At 45.6% G+C, this 20,310-nt stretch carries 16 protein-coding genes, 1 tRNA gene and 1 pseudogene; 4 read left to right on the top strand and 14 right to left on the bottom strand.

Annotated elements, in window-relative coordinates; genetic code table 11:
* Positions 1-270 precede the first annotated feature (270 nt).
* From smpB to rpoN, 12 genes and pseudogenes are all read right to left on the bottom strand, one after another.
* The gene (smpB, locus tag KGF65_RS03965) at positions 271-741 is read right to left on the bottom strand and encodes an SsrA-binding protein SmpB (protein WP_003637880.1); all 471 of its coding nucleotides are present in this window, start codon (positions 739-741) and stop codon (positions 271-273) included.
* A 25-nt stretch (positions 742-766) separates the two neighbouring features.
* On the bottom strand, positions 767-3,169 hold the full coding sequence (gene rnr, locus KGF65_RS03960) for a ribonuclease R (protein ID WP_216748618.1): 2,403 nt from the start codon (positions 3,167-3,169) through the stop codon (positions 767-769).
* 8 nt (positions 3,170-3,177) lie between these two features.
* Positions 3,178-3,927 carry a carboxylesterase gene (locus tag KGF65_RS03955; protein ID WP_105920636.1) on the bottom strand — a complete coding sequence of 250 codons (750 nt, stop codon included), beginning with the start codon at positions 3,925-3,927 and terminating at the stop codon, positions 3,178-3,180.
* Between the two features lie 281 nt (positions 3,928-4,208).
* Positions 4,209-4,445 (bottom strand): preprotein translocase subunit SecG, encoded by a 237-nt coding sequence (gene secG, locus KGF65_RS03950; RefSeq protein WP_003637877.1) that lies wholly within the window; start codon positions 4,443-4,445, stop codon positions 4,209-4,211.
* Between the two features lie 99 nt (positions 4,446-4,544).
* Positions 4,545-6,095: pseudogene (locus KGF65_RS03945) on the bottom strand (ClC family H(+)/Cl(-) exchange transporter).
* Positions 6,096-6,113: 18 nt separating this feature from the next.
* Positions 6,114-6,989, bottom strand: coding sequence for a hypothetical protein (locus KGF65_RS03940; RefSeq protein ID WP_216748617.1), 876 nt, complete (start codon positions 6,987-6,989; stop codon positions 6,114-6,116).
* Positions 6,990-7,136: 147 nt separating this feature from the next.
* Entirely contained in the window at positions 7,137-8,465 is a 1,329-nt protein-coding gene (gene eno / locus KGF65_RS03935; protein ID WP_003637874.1) for a phosphopyruvate hydratase, read from the bottom strand.
* A gap of 79 nt (positions 8,466-8,544) precedes the next feature.
* Positions 8,545-9,303: a triose-phosphate isomerase gene (tpiA, locus tag KGF65_RS03930; RefSeq protein WP_003637873.1), complete on the bottom strand. Its 759-nt coding sequence runs from the start codon at positions 9,301-9,303 to the stop codon at positions 8,545-8,547.
* A gap of 26 nt (positions 9,304-9,329) precedes the next feature.
* A complete protein-coding gene (pgk, locus tag KGF65_RS03925) occupies positions 9,330-10,532 on the bottom strand; it encodes a phosphoglycerate kinase (protein ID WP_003637872.1) in 1,203 nt (400 codons plus the stop codon).
* A 116-nt stretch (positions 10,533-10,648) separates the two neighbouring features.
* Positions 10,649-11,671, bottom strand: a complete 1,023-nt coding sequence (gap, locus tag KGF65_RS03920; protein WP_003643974.1) for a type I glyceraldehyde-3-phosphate dehydrogenase — start codon at positions 11,669-11,671, stop codon at positions 10,649-10,651.
* A gap of 66 nt (positions 11,672-11,737) precedes the next feature.
* Positions 11,738-12,769, bottom strand: coding sequence for a sugar-binding transcriptional regulator (locus KGF65_RS03915; RefSeq protein WP_003637870.1), 1,032 nt, complete (start codon positions 12,767-12,769; stop codon positions 11,738-11,740).
* 219 nt (positions 12,770-12,988) lie between these two features.
* Entirely contained in the window at positions 12,989-14,323 is a 1,335-nt protein-coding gene (gene rpoN, locus KGF65_RS03910; protein WP_213472034.1) for an RNA polymerase factor sigma-54, read from the bottom strand.
* Positions 14,324-14,405: 82 nt separating this feature from the next.
* Here rpoN and KGF65_RS03905 point away from each other — a divergent pair.
* Positions 14,406-14,477 (top strand) — tRNA-Arg (locus tag KGF65_RS03905).
* Positions 14,478-15,092: 615 nt separating this feature from the next.
* On the opposite strand, the gene KGF65_RS03900 is transcribed toward KGF65_RS03905, so the two are convergent.
* Positions 15,093-15,230: a MerR family DNA-binding transcriptional regulator gene (locus tag KGF65_RS03900; protein ID WP_082230272.1), complete on the bottom strand. Its 138-nt coding sequence runs from the start codon at positions 15,228-15,230 to the stop codon at positions 15,093-15,095.
* Between the two features lie 85 nt (positions 15,231-15,315).
* On the opposite strand from KGF65_RS03900, the gene KGF65_RS03895 reads away from it, so the two are divergent.
* From KGF65_RS03895 to KGF65_RS03885, 3 genes are all read left to right on the top strand, one after another.
* A complete protein-coding gene (locus KGF65_RS03895) occupies positions 15,316-16,059 on the top strand; it encodes an SDR family NAD(P)-dependent oxidoreductase (RefSeq protein WP_216748616.1) in 744 nt (247 codons plus the stop codon).
* 282 nt (positions 16,060-16,341) lie between these two features.
* Positions 16,342-16,932, top strand: a complete 591-nt coding sequence (clpP, locus tag KGF65_RS03890) for an ATP-dependent Clp endopeptidase proteolytic subunit ClpP (RefSeq protein WP_216788188.1) — start codon at positions 16,342-16,344, stop codon at positions 16,930-16,932.
* 213 nt (positions 16,933-17,145) lie between these two features.
* Complete coding sequence (locus tag KGF65_RS03885; protein WP_101873980.1) at positions 17,146-18,117, top strand: 2-hydroxyacid dehydrogenase family protein; 972 nt, start codon at positions 17,146-17,148, stop codon at positions 18,115-18,117.
* Between the two features lie 151 nt (positions 18,118-18,268).
* Here the strand turns inward: KGF65_RS03885 and KGF65_RS03880 are convergent, their stop codons facing one another.
* A complete protein-coding gene (locus tag KGF65_RS03880) occupies positions 18,269-19,921 on the bottom strand; it encodes a peptide ABC transporter substrate-binding protein (RefSeq protein ID WP_105923695.1) in 1,653 nt (550 codons plus the stop codon).
* Between the last annotated feature and the right edge of the window lie 389 nt (positions 19,922-20,310).

Below are 20,310 nucleotides of genomic sequence, written 5' to 3'. Positions count from 1 at the left end.
GACATTAACTAACGACTGCTTTAATTATTCATCCACTTATAACGTAACATAAACTAGTTATATAAAGCAATTAATATATAGCTATTAGCTAAATTAATTTATAGTCTGATAACTCAGTTTGCTAACGATGAAAATCTTAAATGTGCGCCATCGCTCGATCTGCAGCGACCATTCAACGACCGTTTCAAGCTACAATCCAACTGGTCTAATGAGGGACGCAAAAAAGGACCCCTCAACGAAATCTCGTCGAAGTGTCCTTATATACCCGGTCTAATAATGTTTCATGACCCGGTCGATTTGCCGTTGTTGTTCACGTTTCTTAATATCTTGGCGCTTATCGTATTCCCGTTTCCCATGAGCGACCCCAATCAAGACTTTCGCAAACCCGTGTTTGAGATACATCTTGAGTGGAATGATGGTGACACCCTTGGTCATCGTTGCAGCACCGAGCTTGCTGATTTCTTTCTTATGCAACAAGAGTTTCCGGTTACGCAGTGGGTCAACGTTAAAGCGATTCCCCTCTTTAAACGGACTAATGTGAACGTTTTGCATCCACGCTTCACCGTTACGAATCTGAACGAACCCATCTTTCAAGTTCACACGCCGATCACGGACGGATTTGATTTCCGTCCCGGTCAGTGCGATTCCTGCTTCATAGGTGTCCTCGACGGCATAGTCGTGACGTGCTTTCCGATTTTGAGCGAGGGCGGTATCTGGGTGCTTACCGTGTTGTTTGGCCATTGCCGCACACCCCCTTAGTTAAAAATTAGCGCCGACGATCACTAGTTGACCGTCGATTACTATTATTATTACTGTGATTATTCGGACGACCATTGTTATTACGACGGCCGTTGCTGTTGCCATTGCGATGGTTATTATTGCCACCCCGCCGGTCATTGTTGCGGTTATTGTTATTCCCATTGCGGTGGTAATTATTCTTACCGCCACGACGATTATTACCACGATAATTATCGGAATGTTCCCGTTTTGGTAATAAGTCCGTCTTTGGCGCTTCTTCCGGATTCAACAACTTGAAGTCGACTTCACGTTGGTCCTTGTCCACCCGCATCAATTGAACTTTGACTGGTTGGCCGATTCTAAACGTCCGCTTCGTCTTACGCCCGACTAATGCAAGTTGTTTTTCAACGTATTCGTAGTAGTCATCGTCCATCGTACTGATGTGGACGAGGCCTTCAACGGTGTTCTCCAACTCAACAAACAAGCCGAACTTCATGACGGAATCAACGACAGCTTCGAAGGTCTCACCAACATGGTCAGCCATGTATTCAGCCTTCTTCATGGAATCCACGTCACGTTCCGTATCGATACCCCGGCGTTCGTGGTCGGAAGTCGTTTCTGCGATATTTGGTAAATTATCCCGATAACGTGCCCGCGCTTCTTCACCAGTCCCGTTTTCAGCGTAGTGCCGAATCAACCGGTGGACCATCATATCTGGATAACGCCGGATTGGTGACGTGAAGTGGGTGTAGTATGGCGCAGCTAACCCGAAGTGTCCAAGTGACTGGTCAGCATACCGGGCTTGTTTCATACTCCGGAGCATCATCACTGAGACCATGGCTTCTTCCGGCTTGCCAGCGACCTTCTTCAAAACATCCTGGAGCATCTTCGGTTTAACATCCTTCGAGCTCCCCTTGACACTGACGCCAAAGTTGGTGACAAATTCAAAGAAACTCAGCATCCGGTCACTATCAGGTGTTTCATGGACCCGGTAGATAAATGGTACCTTGAGTTGACTATAATTTTTAGCAACCGTTTCGTTAGCGGCTAACATGAAACTTTCAATCATCCGTTCAGCTAAGCCCCGCACCCGCAATTGGATATCGATTGGGTGACCCGCTTCATCAACGATGATCTTAGCTTCGTTATCATCAAAATCAATCGCGCCCCGGTGCCGACGGTGTTTGTATAAGATACGGTGTAAATCACCCATCGTATCAAACATATCGACCAAGTCCGCGTACTTTTCACGCGTCTTAGGATCGTGGGCTTCCAGAATTTGGTTGACGGCGTCATATGTCATCCGCGCGTGGGACCGAATCACACTTTGGAAAATCTTGTGATTGACGATTTCCCCAGTTGGATCGATTTCCATCTCACAACTCATGGCTAACCGTTCAACATCTGGATTTAATGAACAGATTCCGTTCGATAACCGCCGTGGTAACATTGGAATCACACGGTCAGTCAAATAAACGGAGGTCCCGCGTTTGAATGCTTCACGGTCCAACTCAGAGTTTTCAGTCACATAATGGCTAACGTCTGCAATGTGAACCCCTAAATGGAAGTTTCCATTCGGCAACCGCCAAGCAACGACCGCATCATCCAAGTCTTTCGACTCAGCACCATCAATCGTGACTAATGGCTGGTCAGTAATGTCGACCCGGCCAACTTTTTCTTCATCCGTCACGTAGTCTGGAATCCGGTTGGCTTCATCCGTGACTTCTTCAGGGAAGACGGATGGCACATCGTGTTGGTAGACCACTTGAAGGACGTCCATCCCAGGGTCATCAACGCTCCCAATCACCTGCTTGGCGATCCCAATCATCCGCGTTGGATGTTGGGCATCCGGATAAGCGGCGACTTCGGCGATGATCACTTCACCCTCAGTTGGGTGGAGGCCTTGGTCAGTGATTAATAATTGATATTTAGAGAGCTTCTTGTCCTTGATTTCGACAGTCCCAATAAACCCAGCTTCATCAGTGCTAGGCGTGTAGGCACCGACGATTTGGGTGTAGTTACGTTTAACGATGCTGACGATTTTACCTTCAGGACCGCGGTCCGAACCAGGACGGGCTGGCCGAATAATTTCAACCGCAACATCGTCACCAGTCAATGCAAACTGCGTATTGTCGGGATTGATGTAAATATCGGGCAAATCTGGATCGTAGCGTACGAAACCAAAGCCCTTATCATTGCCATGAAATGACCCTTCAACGGTCTTGGTTTCTTGGACCAACTTAAAATGGTCATGGTCGTCGGTACTGACGAGTTTCTTGCGTTCCATATTCGCAAGTTCCTTCACTAAAAATGTAAAGGCCGTTGCGCCTGTATAATGCAGTTCGTCCGTCAACTGTTCGACACTATAAGTGCGATCAGGATGGGCCTGCAGAAAAGTCAGGATTTGTTCTTGTAAGTTTGCTTCTGACATCATTTACCTCATTTATATATAGATTTTAAATATGTTAAGACATCTTGTTCTAATTGATGATGGGCATTATTCACGGTAATCACATGCCCCGCATCGGCATACCAATGAAAATCAACGGGCACTTGCGTTAGCGCTGCTTGCAGCCGACGCGCCACGTTCGGATCGATCAATTCATCTTGACCACCCTGACCAATGAAAAACGGTTGTGTGACGTTGGTTAACTTGGTCGTAACCTCTTGCTCAGTAAAGGTATTAACGGCTTGTAACTGCTGCTGGACGAGTTCTGGCAGTACTGCCAAGATTTGTTCCCGTTCGGCCAGTGAAAATTGGCTATGCGCCAACTGATGGTGACTAAGCGTAATGAACATTTCGGCGACATCACTGCGATTACCCGCAAATAGCGGTGAGCTAAACGTCCCACCACCTAGTAGTTGCGGATCACGTTCCAACGCAGCAGTCGCAAAAATCCCTCCTAATGAAAGGCCAAAGATACTAATTTTAGTATAGCCTTTTTGCCGTAGAAATGATATTGCTTGTTGGGTATCTTGCCACCATTGGTCGGGTGTTTGGGCTAAAATATCACGCGGATCATTCGTCGCGTGACCACTGAATTGCGGGCCGTACACGGTATAATCAGACCGTTCCAGCGTCCGCCCCAACATCCGCACGTCATTGGCGCTGCCAGCATAAGCGTGGAGTAAGATAACGGCCCGTTCACCGTGTTCAAAGTAAAATGGTTCCGGTTGTTTTAACATCATTACCACCAACTTTCGTGAACTACTCGGCCATAAATGACCGAGCTTCTAGGAACACCGCTAACTTACACATCAGTGGCTAGCACTTGTGCAGAGGTTACGGCTATTTACTATGGCGCATCCCGCGCCTAATTAGTCGGTTAAGCACTTAAGATATTCTTAGTAGCGCTAATGTCTCGGTCATGGCTAATACCATAATGAGAACAAGTCCACTCACGAATATCTAACGTGTTTCCTCGCTAAATTTCAAAAAAATCCTCCTGAAATCACAGGAGGACGGTCAATTACTTCGATGAGTACCATGCTAGAGCTAACGCTAGGATAAAGAAAGCGATTCCTAATACCACGGTTACCTTCTGCATGAACGCTTCAAAACCGCGGGGCTTCTGCTTGGCGAACAAGTCATCAGCACCACCGGTCAATGAAGACATGGCATCATTAGTTTTGGATGGTTGCATCATTACCGCGATGATAATCAAGACGGAAATGACCAGTATTAACGTTAACAATAAATTATACAAGAAATGTGCCTCCTAAAGAGTCCGCTATGTCTATAACAATTTAACATATTTCGCCTTGTTTTTCCAGTATCCTGGACAATTCGTTGGTTTGTTCAGCACTCAAGGCGTCGCGACTGTCAAATGCGAGATTTGATGGCGAACCCAAGCACGGTTATCGCGGTCGGTTAAGATAATTAAGGTATCCCCCGCGCGCATCAAGGTATCCCCATGTGGAATCACCTGTTGTTCACCACGGCGAATCGCAATCAACAGCGACTCAGCTGGCCATTTGAAATCACGAACTTGGTGTCCCTCCAACTTGGAGCCTTCAAAAATCGGCAATTCGAGCCGGTCCTGAACGCCACTGTGCTCGGGCATCCGTGGCCGAATGAGCTTTTCCAATAAGGCTTCATAGATGGGTGCCCCGCCTAAGAGGTCCACTACTAAGTAGGCCGTCATCGAGACAACGGCTAATGGCATCAAATGGTGCAGCGTCCCAACCATTTCGGTAATTAGCAGAATCGCGGTAAAGGGGGCTTTCCCAATCCCAGCAAAGTAGCCGGCCATCGCAAAAATAATAAAATTGGGAATCAAGTTAGTCGGCATCCAGCCCAACATGACCATGACTTGGGCATAAATCGCCCCTAGAATGGCCCCTAACGATAGAATCGGTAGAAAAATACCGCCGGGCAACCCGGACCCGTATGAAATCGTCGAAAAGCTGAAGCGCAAGACAAAAATCCCTAATAAGGCAATTAATGCTGGCGTAGCAGCGGCTAAATTCAAGATAACCGCATTACCGCCACCTAATAGTTGTGGCCACAGTAAGCCAATCGGGATCACTAGCAGAAACGGGATCAACCCATCGAGCCAACTCGGCAATCGCAATTTAGCGTACCAGTTGGGCATCGTCAACGTGACGTTTTGATACAGATAACCAAACACGCCTAAAAAGATGCCAAGGCCGATTAAATTGCCGTACTGACTCAACGGCAAATTATAGTCATAAGGGATGTGCAGCACTGGCACCAGGCCAAAAAAGTTCAGCGAAATAAAGTCGCTGGCCATTGCACTCACTAATGCAGTCGTCCAGATGATTGGTGAGAAGTTATGGTAAACTTCTTCAAGCACAAACAGCGTGCTGGCAATTGGCGCATTGAACGCCGCTGAGAGCCCAGCAGCAGCCCCACCGGCAATTAGTGAGCGCCGATCCGAACCCGTCTGACGGAGCTTGGCAGCGACCCCTTGGCCAATCGTAGCGCCCAATTGAATCGACGGCCCTTCACGCCCCAGAAATAAGCCAGAACCAATGCCCAGCACGCCACCAACGAACTTCCGCCACAGGACCGACCACCAGCCGTAGTCTAACTCACCGGCTAACTGCCCTTCGACTTGTGGAATCCCGGAGCCCTTGATGTTGGGTTCCCTTTTGACCAGCCAACCGACGAATACGGCAACTAGCACTGTTAAAATCAGCCAAGGAATCAGTAGCAGCTAATTGGCATGAATTTGTCCGTAAGCCCATTGAACGAACTTTAAGCCCTGTTCAATGCTGAAACGAAAAATGCTAACGACGAACCCCGCAATCACGCCGACAATCAATGCCCGGCCGATTGAACTAAAGCGTGTGAAGTCAAAATGTTGTTTGATATTGTGCGGCCGTTGTGCCACAGCGAGTCCCCCTCCGAATTATGATAGTAATGTTGCAATTTTTTGTTGAAGCGCAGCCAATGTAACGGTCTGTGCTGGTAATAACGCTTGAATTCGTTGTGGCCCATCTGCTCGTAATAGCAAGCCCAACATCAGGTCGGTCGCTAAATCGCTCGTCAGATAAGTTGCCCTAAAGCCAGCCAACAACTCAGCGTCACCATTGAACGCGTCAAAGATCAAGGGCACGAGCTCCGTCTGTTTGGCAGCTTGATGTGCCGTGCTAAAACGCTGCAGGCCTAATTCACCGCTAGTCACAATCAGATTGTCACCGGTTAAGTTACCGTGTACAAACTGGTTAGGCGTCACTGGATGTTGGGCCAACCACGCTTCCCGTTCAGCTGCGAAGTCGTTTCCTAACACTTGCCAGTCGCCAACTGGTTGACTTTCTGGGCCGAACGTCGCAACTTCGGTATTGAGCTGCGTCAACATCGTGCCAATCTGACGACCGAGTGTCGACTTAGCCAACGGTTTGGCTGTCGCGCAGAATTCAGTCAGCGTAATGCCTTGCAATGGCCGATAAATGACATAATAGAATTGATACTTATCGAAAACAAAACCAGCATGTAATAACCGTAGTGCACCCAACTTGAGGCGTGCCATCCGAGTCAGGCCAAAACGTTCCGCTTGATAGTACGCCCGGGTTTCGACCATGACATCACTTGGCGGGAAAATTGCGATTTCCGTAGGGCCGATGGTAAACCGTGCCGCGAACTGGTCGGCAACTGGTTCTGGTGTTTTGTAGGGTTCATTTTCACTGGCATAGATTTTTTGAAGCACTGGTTCAAAAGCTAATGCATTAGTTTGCAGTCCTTGCCAATCAGACCACACATTGATTTGTTGCTGAAAGTCATCCATTCCGTTCTCTCCTTACTCAAATACACATGCTCTTATTTTACCACGACTTCCCATGGTCCAGGCGTTAAACTCAAACAGATGTTCCTTAAAATATGTATAATAAAAACGCCGCTCCAGAGGGAACGACGTCTCTATTAGAACTTCAAATTACTTGCTAGTAATGGTGTTCCGTGCAGCTTCGTCTAAGTTGTAGAAGCCGTGGATACCTTTGTATTCTGAAGTGCTTTCAAGTTGGTCTTCGATCCGCATTAATTGATTGTATTTAGCAATCCGTTCAGTACGGCTCATTGAACCAGTCTTGATTTGGCCAGCGTTCATTGCGACAACTAAGTCAGCAATGGTCGTGTCTTCAGTTTCACCAGAACGGTGTGAAACGATGGCAGTGTAGCCAGCTTCTTTAGCCATTTCGATAGCTTCAACAGTTTCAGTCAAAGTACCAATTTGGTTAACCTTGATTAAGATTGAGTTAGCAACGCCCATCTTGATACCCTTTGCAAGGTAGTCCGTGTTCGTAACGAATAAGTCGTCACCAACGATTTGAACTTTCTTACCAAGCTTGGCAGTTGCCATTTGCCAGTCCTCCCAGTTGTTTTCATCCAAAGGATCTTCGATGGAAACGATTGGGTACTTGTCAACGATGCTGTCAAGTAAGTCAACGAATTCTTCGGCAGTAAATGATTTCCCATTTTCGCCTTCACCCTTCAAGTCGTACTTGCCAGTTTCTTCGTTGTAGAATTCTGAAGCGGCACAGTCAAAGGCAATGGCAATATCCTTACCAGGCTTGTAACCGGCACGTTCGATAGCTTCAACCAAGATTTCGAATGGTTCTTCGTTGTTCTTCAAGTCAGGTGCAAAACCACCTTCGTCACCAACGGCAGTCGAGTAACCGCGTTCGTTCAAGATCGCTTTCAAGTTGTGGAAAGTTTCTGAACCCATCCGGATAGCTTCTTTAACTGAAGAAGCACCAACAGGCATGATCATGAATTCTTGGAAGTCAACGTCGTTGTTGGCGTGGGCCCCACCATTGATAACGTTCATCATTGGTGTTGGTAAGACGTGGGCGTTGAATCCGCCAAGGTAGTTGTATAAAGGCATTTCAAGTTCGTCAGCAGCAGCACGTGCGGCAGCAATGGAAACACCTAAGATAGCGTTAGCACCTAACTTAGCTTTGTTAGGAGTACCGTCTAACTTGATCATCGCTTGGTCAATGGCACGTTGGTCAGTTACATCGTAACCAACGATTTCCTTAGCGATTAACTTGTTAACATTGTCAACGGCCTTAGTAACACCCTTGCCCATGAAACGGCTCTTGTCACCGTCACGTAATTCAACGGCTTCATGTTCACCAGTTGAGGCACCTGAAGGAACGATACCGCGACCAAATGCGCCGCTTTCAGTATAAAGTTCAACTTCAACAGTTGGGTTACCACGTGAGTCTAAGACTTCGCGAGCATAAATATCTGTAATAATAGACATTAATTTCTCTCCTTAAAATTGGCTTGTTTTTGTTCACACTTATTGTAGAAGTTTGTCCAACAACTTGCAATAACTATTATTAGTTATTTTGGTAGTTAACAAGTTCCAAGAATGAATCAGGTTGTAATGAAGCACCACCGACTAAACCACCGTCGATATCTTCTTTGCCCATTAATTCGTTAACGTTGGCTGGTTTAACACTACCACCGTATTGAATCCGAACTTTATCCGCAACTTCTTGTGAGTAAAGATCAGCAACAGTCTTACGAACAACTGCACAAATTTCTTCAGCTTGGTCGCTTGAAGCAGTCTTACCAGTACCGATGGCCCAGATTGGTTCATAGGCAATAACCAATGAACTTACTTGGTCAGCTGATAAGTCCTTCAAAGCAGCCTTGATTTGGCCAGAAACCCATGATTCTGCTTCGCCGGCTTCACGTTGTTCAAGTGATTCGCCACAGCAGATGATTGGCTTCATGCCGTTCTTGAAGATTGCGTGAGCTTTCTTGTTAATGTCTTCGTCAGTTTCGTGGAAGTAGCCACGACGTTCTGAGTGACCAATAACAACGTAGTCAACGCCTAAGTCAGCTAAAGCGGCTGGTGAAGTTTCACCAGTGAAGGCCCCAGCATCTTCAAAGTAAGCATTTTCAGCAGCAATCTTTAAATCAGAACCCTTGGCAGCTTCAACCATTTCTTGTAAGAAAAGAGCTGGTGCAGCAACGACTGATTCAACTTTTGATGGATCTGGTAATTGATCCTTAACCGCGTTAACGAAAGCTAAAGCTTCGCTAGCAGTTTTGTTCATTTTCCAGTTACCGGCAATAATAGGTGTACGCACGATAAACCTTCCTTTCGGAGAACAGATTATTTTTCAGAAATAGCAGCAATACCAGGTAATTCCTTACCTTCAAGGTATTCAAGTGAAGCACCGCCACCAGTAGAGATGTGGGTTAACTTGTCGCCAACGCCAAGTTGCTTAACAGCGGCAGTTGAGTCACCACCACCAACGATAGTCGTTGCTTCTGATAAGGTTCCTAAGAACTTACCAACTTCAAGCGTACCCTTGGCGTAGTTGCTCATTTCAAAGACACCCATTGGTCCGTTCCAAACAACGGTCTTAGCGTCGCGTAAAACGTCTTCGAATTCTTCGATTGACTTAGGACCAATATCTAAGGCCATGTAGCCATCAGGAATTGAACCCTCAACAACTTTGCTAGGAACATCGTTGTCAAACTTTTCAGCAACAACTGAGTCACTAGGTAAGACCAACTTGTCGCCAGCCTTTTCGATGATTGACTTAGCTAATTCAATCTTGTCTTTTTCAACAAGTGAGTTACCAATGCCCATGCCTTTAGCAGCATAGAACGTATAAGTCATCCCACCACCGATGATGATCTTGTCGGCTTTGCTGATCAAATGATCGATAACACCGATCTTATCAGAAACCTTGGCACCACCTAAGATGGCAACGAATGGGTGCTTAGGATTGTCAACGGCGTCACCTAAGAACTTGATTTCCTTTTCCATTAAGAAACCAGCGGCAACTTGGTCCATGTTTGAAGCAATCCCAACGTTTGAAGCATGGCTCCGGTGAGCAGTCCCGAATGCATCGTTGACATAGACATCACCAAGTGAAGCCCAGTACTTACCTAATTCAGGGTCGTTACCAGATTCGCGCTTAACTTGTTCGCCGTTCACAACGTCTTCAAAACGCGTGTTTTCAACAACTAAGACGTCACCGTCGTTCATGTTGTTGATGGCAGTTTCAAGTTGTTCGCCTTCAGTAACAGGTACGAAGGTAACAGGCTTGTTTAACAAGTTTGAAAGACGTTCTGCAACTGGACGTAAGCTTAAGCCCTTCTTGTCGTCTTCGCTCTTGATCCGGCCTAAATGTGAGAATAAGATGGCTTTACCATCATGTTCAATCACATATTTGATCGTTGGTAAAGCAGCGACGATCCGGTTGTCGTCACCAATTTTGCCGTCTTTAATCGGAACATTAAAGTCGACACGAATTAAAACTTTTTTATCTTTAACATCTAAATCTGAAACGATTAATTTAGCCAATGTTAAAATCCTCCTAGAATTCGTGACTGTTAAATTAAAAAACGGCAAGAGGAGTTTGCCTCCCCCCGCCGTCAAAACCATATGCGGTTTTAAAGTCCTGAACCATCTAATTAATATTAGAGAGTGGCGAACTTCAATAAAGTACGTACCATTTGGCAAGTGAAGCCGTATTCGTTATCGTACCAAGCAACAGTCTTAACTAATTGGTTGTCACCATCAGAAGTAACTTCTGTTTGAGTAGGATCGAAGATTGAACCGAAAGTAGTACCGATAACATCAGATGAAACGATTTCGTCATCGTTGTAACCAAATGATTCGTTACCTTCAGTATGCTTCTTGATTGCGGCGTTAACTTCGTCAGCAGTAACTTTCTTGTCTAAGATAGCAACTAATTCAGTTAATGAACCATCAACAACACCAACACGTTGTGCGTGGCCTTGTAATTTACCGTTCAATTCTGGGATAACTAAGCCAAGAGCCTTAGCAGCACCAGTTGAATGAGGAATAGTGTTTACACCGGCAGCACGGGCAGCACGGAAGTTACCACCACGTACAGGGCCGTCAAGTAACATTTGAGTTGAAGTGTAAGCATGGATAGTAGTCATAGTACCAACCTTGATACCGAATTCTTTGTTTTCAAAGAATGCTAATGGTGCAAGGCAGTTAGTAGTACATGAACCAGCAGAAACGATACGGTCATCTGCAGTCAAGATGTCATCGTTAACATTGTAAACGATGGTCTTCAAGTCTGAGCCAGCAGGAGCAGAAATCAAGACACGCTTTGCACCAGCGTCCAAGTGAGCTTGTGACTTAGCCTTTGAAGTGTAGAAACCAGTACATTCGAGAACGAAGTCAACACCGTCGTTCTTAACCCAAGGAATGTTTTGTGCTTGTGGTTCAGCATAAACACGGTAGTTCTTACCGTTAACAACGATTGAATCGTCGGTTGCTGAAACGTCAGCGTTCAAAGTACCATGAGTTGAGTCATACTTCAAAAGATGAGCCAACAATGCAGGTGAAGTTAAATCGTTAATAGCAACAACTTCGATATCACTTGACTTTTCACCAAGTTCTAAGATACGACGGAATGCTAAACGACCGATACGTCCGAAACCATTAATACCAATTTTTACAGACATACTAGAATTTCCTCCTTGTGGAAATAAAAATAGTTTTATTTTAAAAAGCAACTTCACTATAGAAGATTACTTTTTTAAAATCAAGTTAGCTGCACCCTCATCCGTGATCAAACACGTCTGTTTAGGTGCGATGTTCTTCATATACGCGCCAATTGCCGGTGCTTTAGAAGCGCCTCCCGCAACCGCGAGTATAATCTCCCGATGGGCCAGTTCTCCGATTTGCAACCCAATTCGTGGAATCCGATAGACCACGTTACCCTTCTTATCGAAGAAATAACCAAAGGCTTCACCAATCGCATCGCGACTGCGTAATACCTTAATCTGATCTTCTGACATATTACGGCGATGCGCCATCGAAATGGCTTCACCGATACTATGCACAACCACGTTAGCTTGCCCGATAATCGCCAACACCTCTTGAATACTAGGTTCTTTGAGGAGCGGTTCATACGTCCGTTCACTGACCTGTTCTGGCACGAACAACGAGCGGAATTTACCGCCAGTATGTTGTGCCATTTGTGACGCAATGGTATTTGCCTGAATCGCAACCGACTCACCAACACCACCACGTGCCGGAACAAATAGCAAATCACGTTTATCACCTAATTTATTAGTTAAGTGACTTGCGACATGTTCCATGGTATGACCACCCATCACGGCAATAATGTTATGACCTTCTGGCAATAACTGCTGTAATAGTTGGTTCACTTCTTCGCCCATGGTCCCAATAACTTTCAACTGTCGATCGGAATCACCAGAAACGATGATGCAACGCTTAATGTTAAAGTATTGCGCCAACTGCCGTTCCTTCTGGCGAATGCCCATTAACTCATCCATGAAGTGGCTTAATCCGACCAACACGTCCTGACCTTGCTGGGTAACTTGCATGCCTGACTTGTTCGTCATGATCAAATCAAGCTTGCGTAGCGTATCCGTTTCGGTTCGTAACGTCCGTTCGCTAACACCTAATGTCTGAGCTAATAGCCGACGTCCAACTGGGGCCATCCAATTAATGGTTCGTAATACTAAGTAACGACGACTCAGCATGTCAACCATATCTGGGGCAATTGCCTCAATCCATTGAATATCTGAATGCATGGCATCCAACCTGCTCTCTAGTGGGACGGGTCTGGTCCAGCTATGTCGAAAAACGACCCAAAGACTTCAAAAAACAAAGCACACAACGCTAATTTACTAAGAAATCGATGTTGCATACCTCTCTTACCACAACATGAATTATAACAGGTTCATCAGGTGGTTGCAAATGAAACCCTGTGGGGCCTTATAACCGACTGGTCCAAAACCGGTCACAAACTATCATTCGGTTCTCAAGTACTGTTTCCGTTTGGACGAAGACGGAATGTTAAGATTTTCCCGATATTTTGCCACTGTTCGACGAGAAAGTTCGACATTTTCTGCATTAAGAATCTGAACAATTTTTTGGTCTGAAAGCGGTTTTTCTTTATTTTCCTGCTCAATCAGGGTCATAATTCGGTGTTGGACACTGTCTGCAGACACAATTTTGCCCCCAGTGGGACGTTTGCTGACAGCTTTGGTAAAGAAACGTTTAAGTTCAAACATCCCGAAGTCCGTTTGAATATACTTCCCATTGATACTACGACTGATCGTCGACTCATGAACTTGTAGCTGTTGGGCCACATCTCGCAATAATAGCGGCTTTAAATCTTGACTTTTTTCTAAGAAGAAATCTTCCTGGCGCTCGATAATCGCAGTGCCGACCCGAAAAATGGTTGCTTCTCGTTGCTGTAAGCTACTGGCAATCCAGTCATACTCATTTTTCTTTTCCTTCAGATATTCCGTCACTTCCCGGTCATCGTGCTGCCCCATCTGCTGATAATACTTGCGGCGGAACTTCACCACCGGCTGAGCCATCGACGCAGTCTTTAATGCGAGTTGACCTTCATGATTAGTGACGACTAAGTCTGGAAAGATGTAGCCGGTCGTTTCTTGTCCAATCGCCGCACCCGGTACTGGTGTCAACGTCCGAACGTAATCATAAATATTGGAAATATCAGCCAGCTCGACCTGGTACTTTTTCGCCAAGCCATCCCAGTGACGATTAACAAACGCGTCGAAGTCTTCTTCTAAAATAATGTATGCCAAATTAGGCGCGTGGTCATCATTTTCCGTCTGAAGCATTAAGGCCTCTTGTAAACTGCGGGCACCGACACCTGGTGGATCAAGTTGCTGGAGTAACGTGATGGCATCCAGTAGTTCAATCGGTGTTGCCTGTGTTTCTTGCCGTGCTTGAGCTTCATCAAGATGCAGATAACCATTGACGTCCACGTATTCAATAAGATACAGCACGATTTGCCGCAAATGGGTATCGCGCATCGTTAAATGAATCTGATCCAATAAGTATTCAAATAAGGAATGCTGATTCGACGTCGACACCCGTTCAATAAAATCATCCTTTGCAGTCACGTTCTTAGCTGCACTTAAACTGGCGTGATTATTATTCCAATTCGTATCCACATCGATCAACGGATTCTCAAGGGCTTTTTGCGTGAGAAAATCCCGCAATTCTTCCACATTGAACTGTAACATCTGAATAGATTGTTGCAGCCGCTGGGTCATCGCTAACTTCTGCGATTGCCGTTGTTGCTGGCGAAAGCCTTGTCCCAGTGCCATAAAAATACCTCCCAAAATAAATTTTTATGTAAAACCCTTGTGTTTTTATCCATTATTCGCTAGAATATAATATGTTGTTTAGGCGCCCGTAGTGTAATGGATCGCACGTAAGATTCCGGTTCTTGAAATGGGGGTTCGATTCCCTCCGGGCGCATCGCAAAGCTGAGAAGTGATTCTCAGCTTTTTTTGTGGCCTAATTCTGCTGAATTGGTGGCCTATACCGCTTACATCTTTTTATGGTAACTGAATTTAAACCTAATCACAAGTTAGACACTACCAACCATATGACATTGGCAACCGCGTGATTTATTTCATCTAGTTAGCCGTCAATATAATTGGACCATCTATCAGTATAGTTGTTCGATGAATTTAATGATAGCAAAAGTTTTATTTCTACATATCAGAATACGAGTTATGCTTTATCATTAAATATGATTAAATCATGTCAGGTGTTAAGTTCAAAAGCGGCCAGCTGAGACCCGCTGGGAACAGTGCGAGTTACCGTAAACATACTCTTGTGGATGCGTCCTATGCCGGCTTCCAGGCATTCTGGGCAATGGCCGGAACGTGGTGGACACAGATTTAAGCCGATAACCCACGTCTTAAATACTGGTCTTTCACTAACCAAGCACAAGACGCTTGCTAAGTGAAATTTCACCACTGGGCCTTACCCAAAATACCTTCCAGCCGGGATGGTATTCGGAAGGCAGACATGTGCGGACCCAATATTTTGATGGGTTAGTCGTTGGTTCCTTGGTACACAATCATTTTAACATTCAGCTGAGGAGATCCGTTGACCATGTTTATTTCGCGCCACATCCGTTAACAACCCACAGCGCTCATAAAATCGCAATGTATCATAAGTGATCCCAAATTGCTGTGCGACTTGTTTGATTGATGCCACCATCGTTTTCCCCCAACTTTTTTACTTGCGCTAGTGTAACGCTAGCGTGTTAAGATTACCATTATTCTATTAAGAAAGTGTGATTCAGATGACCAATGAAATTGTTACGCTCGTCACTGGCGGCAACCGCGGTATGGGACTGGCACTCATTAAAGCACTACACGCCCAGGGGCAACAGCTCATTATGGGTAGCCGAGACTTAGCAAAGGGGCGAGCGGCCGTTGAAGCAGCCCACCTGGCAGACGTGACCGTTGTTCAACTGGATGTCACCGATTCCCAATCCATTCAAGCTGCCGTAAACACAATTCAAAAGCAATATGGTCAGCTCGACATTTTAATTAATAATGCTGGAGCAGCATTTGACCATCACCAACGACCTTCACTCATCAAACTGGAGACAATTCAAGCCGACCTGAATCTGAACTTTCTAGGCACAATCGCCATGACTCAAGCTTGCCTGCCATTGTTGACTAAGTCTAGCCCATCCAAAATCATCAATATTTCTAGCATGATGGGCTCGCTCACGAACGCATTAGACCCCCAGTCGAGCGTTTATCATGCCAGCGCGATTGGCTACCAAGCTTCTAAGGCCGCACTCAACATGTTCACGATTCAGCTCGCCAAAGAGCTTCAAACCACCAATATTACGGTTAACGCCGTTGATCCCGGAATGGTTGCTACTGAATTCGGCGGGATTACCCCGGAATTAGCTAGCCAGCACGGCGCTAAATCAATTGCTCACGGAATCCAACGAACAACTGATTTAGCTACGGATACGGATAATACCACCACTGGCACGTTTTCAAACACCGATGGACCGGTTGCTTGGTAACAGCCAACGTCCCTGTTCAATCTAATCGCAATTCGGCAACTGGCTCAATCTGCAATTTTCGTTATGTTGTTGACCATTGAAGTTTGACGTAAAAAAAGAGATTGGGATCACCCAATCTCAAGCCGTATATGATAGAAACCTAAGTATACCACGTTAAGTCACAAAACGGAATTTAGTTTTTGAGGTTTTTCTTTTGACCTTCACTGACCTTTGCGGTAAACTACACTTATTAATTAGCAACCAAGCTAATCAAATATTGCAACCTTAGGAGGCTAACAAATCATGTATCCAGTTCCTACAGTTATTGAACAGTCATCACGTGGTGAACGTGCTTATGACATCTATTCACGACTATTAAAGGACCGTATCATTATGCTTTCCGGCCCGATCGAAGATAACATGGCCAATGCGATCATTGCCCAATTACTCTTCTTGGATGCCCAAGACTCAGGTAAGGACATCTACCTTTATATCAACTCACCAGGTGGTGTGGTTACTGCCGGCTTAGCAATCTACGATACGATGAACTTCATCAAGTCTGATGTTCAAACCATCGTTATGGGGATGGCCGCATCAATGGCCAGCGTCCTAGCTTCATCCGGTACAAAGGGCAAGCGGTTCGCTTTACCTAACTCCGAAATCTTGATTCACCAACCATCCGGCGGTGCTCAAGGTCAACAAACGGAAATTAAAATTGTTGCCGAAGAAATCTTGAAGACTCGTAAGAAGATCAACCAGATTTTGGCAGACAACTCTGGTCAAACCGTCGAAAAGTTGAACCACGATACTGAACGTGATAACTACTTAAGCGCACAAGAAGCTAAAGAATATGGTTTGATCGATGATATCATGGAAAACAACAACTTAAAATAATGGCAGCATCAAACTGAACCGCCTTCGGGTTGGTTCAGTTTTTTTGCGCTTTCTTTTAACTACTCACAAGGCGCGTTGCATGGTTCGCGCAGCGTTCTGACTTGTTTTTTGCAAGTAAAAAGGCCATACTGCAATTGACTTCAAGCGACGGGCATTCTTGCTAAAACAGCAGATTCACCGTGGCTTAATTTATCAGTAAAGGGAGTTTCCACTATGCCTAAAGTTTTGGTTGCCGGTCAATTACCGGCGAAAGCAAATACGTTACTGCGCCAAAATCAGCTGACCATCGACACCTATACCGGTGAGCAACTGATCAGCCACGACGAACTCATTGACCGCGTAGCTGACGCTGACTATCTCATCACCCCGCTTTCCACGCAGGTTGACGAAGACATCTTGGCACACGCGCTAAAGTTAAAATTAATTGCGAATTTTGGTGCCGGGACTAATAATATCGACTTAGCGGCCGCGGCCGCCCGCCACATTCCTGTGACCAACACGCCGAATGTTTCATCAGTCGCCACCGCTGAATCGACAACTGGTCTGATTATCAGCCTCGCACACCGCATCGTTGAAGGCGACCATTTGATGCGAACAACCGGATTCGACGGTTGGGCGCCACTTTTCTTTCTCGGTCACAACTTACAAGCTAAGACACTCGGCATCATTGGCATGGGCCAAATCGGCCAAGCCGTTGCCAAACGGTTACACGCCTTTGATATGCCAATCCTCTACACGCAACACCACCCGCTCCCCGTCAGTGTTGAGACGCAACTGGGCGCAACCTTCGTCTCCGAAGACGACTTACTCGCCCAGTCCGATATCGTGAGTTTGCATTTGCCACTCACCCCGCAAACGATGCATCTGATTGACCAAGCGGCCTTCAAAAAGATGAAATCCACTGCCCTCTTGATCAACGCCGCGCGTGGCCCAATTGTCGACGAACAGGCCCTAGTTACTGCGTTACAAACGCACCAAATTGCTGGCGCAGCCCTCGACGTTTACGAGCATGAGCCCCAAGTGACACCCGCACTGACGACAATGGACAACGTTATCTTGACGCCACATCTGGGCAATGCGACCGTCGAAGCGCGTGACGGAATGGCGGCAATCGTTGCTGAAAACGTGATTGCGATGGCCAATCATCAACCAGTCAAGTATGTTGTTAATCACATCGACCAGTAGCCCGTCACCTCCTCAAAATGACACTTTCCCTACTGTGTTTAACGACGACACAAAAGCCCACCATAATCGGTTGCAATTGCTGCAACCTAATTATGGTGGGCTTTCGTGTCTAAAAGTATCGCTTAACAACCAATATTAAGAAACTGGTTGTTTACTTTGCAATATAAGCATACTTATAATTCCACTGCGTTCCGGCGGTGTTGTGAATAATCCCTTTGACCTTCGGATTCTGCAAGTAAGAATAGTTCGTCTGATACAACGGCGTAATGCCTTGGTCTTGCATAATCGTCTTTTCGGCGTTAATCATGTCTTGCCAGCGTGCACTTGCCTTGTTGGCATCCTGGTTCTGCGCCTTCTTGACTAAGGCATTGTAGGTTGAACTATTGTACTTCCCATAGTTGTAACCACTGTTGTTGGTCATGATTTGTAGATGTGAGATTGGGTCATTGAAATCTGCGCCCCAACCACTCAAATAAAGATCAAAGTTACCACTTTGCGCCCGGCTAGAAGCGACTTTAGAAGGAATATTAGAAAGGTTGACCGTTAATCCATCTAAATTCTTTTCCAGCGCTGACTTCAAGTATTGTGAAATTGGCTTATTCGGGTCATCATTTGAAGCCAACAGCGTCAATGATAATTTCTTAATCCCAGTCTCCTTCAACCCTTGTTTCCATAACTTCTGAGCTAAGGCCTTGTTATAAGACGTTGAATTCTTGACCGTCGATTCATCCGCAAAATCCTTACCGTTCTTAGGATCTTTGACCAAGTCTTGCGGCACGAATGTCTTGGAGACGGTCGACGCATCACCAATGACGTTTTTGACCAGCGTCTTGCGGTTGATCGACAATGAAATGGCTTGGCGAATGTTCTTATTATTCAGTGCCTTCTTGATCGTGGCATTGCTGTCTTGGAAGTTATAAATCAAGAATGCCGTAATGGAATATGGGTACGTGGTGTAATCAGCGTTGGACTTAAGATTCTTAACCTGTTCACTGGATAGCTGAGTGAGGTCGAGCTTCTTTTCTTGGAACAAGTTCAACGTCGTGGTCGTACTTTCATTCACCGTATAGTTGATTTTCTGCAAATGAACGGCTTTCTTATCCCAATACTGGTCGTTCTTGACGAATTGCCACTTGTTGTTGGTCCCAGTCCAACCCGTCAGCTTAAATGGACCACTGTAGAGCATGTATTGGGCTTTCGTGGCATACTTGCTACCCCACTTTTTAACCGCTTTTTCACTGATTGGTCCAAACAATGGGTAAGTCATTAACTTCTTGAAGTACGTGATTGGCTTATCCAAAGTGACGATGAAGGTATGTTGACCCTTGGCTTGCACACCTAGCGTATCTGGTGATTTTTTACCAGCAACGATTGCATCCGCGTTTTTCACCCCTGAAAATAGGTAGGCGTATTGCGATTTCGTTGCGGGGGTCACCGTGCGTTTCCATGAATAAACAAAATCTTGCGCAGTGATTTTGGACCCGTCACTCCACTTGGCATTGCGAATCGTGAATGTATAAGTCTTACCGTCCTTTGAAACCTTGGTGGACTTCGCTAAACCAGGCGTAATACTCCCGTTCTTACCCAAGCGGTACAAACTTTCAAAAATATTCCCGGTACTGCCATAACCGGACATGTTAGAAATATCAATCGAATCTAATGAGCTCGGGTAGGACAGATTCAGGACTTGGCTACTGGCATACTTGCCGCTGCCAGTACTCTGACTACTCTGCTTGCCACACGCGGCCAACACCGTGACTAATGCTAAACTCATAATTGCTGCAACTATTGCTCGTTTTTTCAACCTGATCGCCCCTTTATTTCCCAAATTAAATGACTTATCCCCATCGGTGGTAACAAAAAACGCCCACTTAGAATCTCGTCAGATTCCAAGCAGGCGTTTCAAAATTAACGTTGTGAGCTCAATCCCGTTATTTTTGATGCTGAGACGCTTGTAATCCTACGCAAATAACCATGTTGTGTGATTCACAACATGGGCAGCACATCATCATGTTAGTAGCTGACTTTTGCATAGTTAACGTCTCTCCGATTTCATAAGTTGTGTACAGTATAAATAGCTTTACTTACTTTTGTCAAGTGTTTTTTAAGGCGTACCAATCTTGCTATTAGTGAACGCACTCAAAAAAATTGCGCCAAGCACTGGTCGTAACCCACAGCTTGGCGCAATATTAA

It is taken from the genome of Lactiplantibacillus sp. 30.2.29, from assembly GCF_018991255.1.
GTDB lineage: Bacteria > Bacillota > Bacilli > Lactobacillales > Lactobacillaceae > Lactiplantibacillus > Lactiplantibacillus pentosus.
The sequence above is the reverse complement of the archived record's forward strand: the minus strand, read 5'-3'. Positions and strand labels throughout refer to the sequence as shown.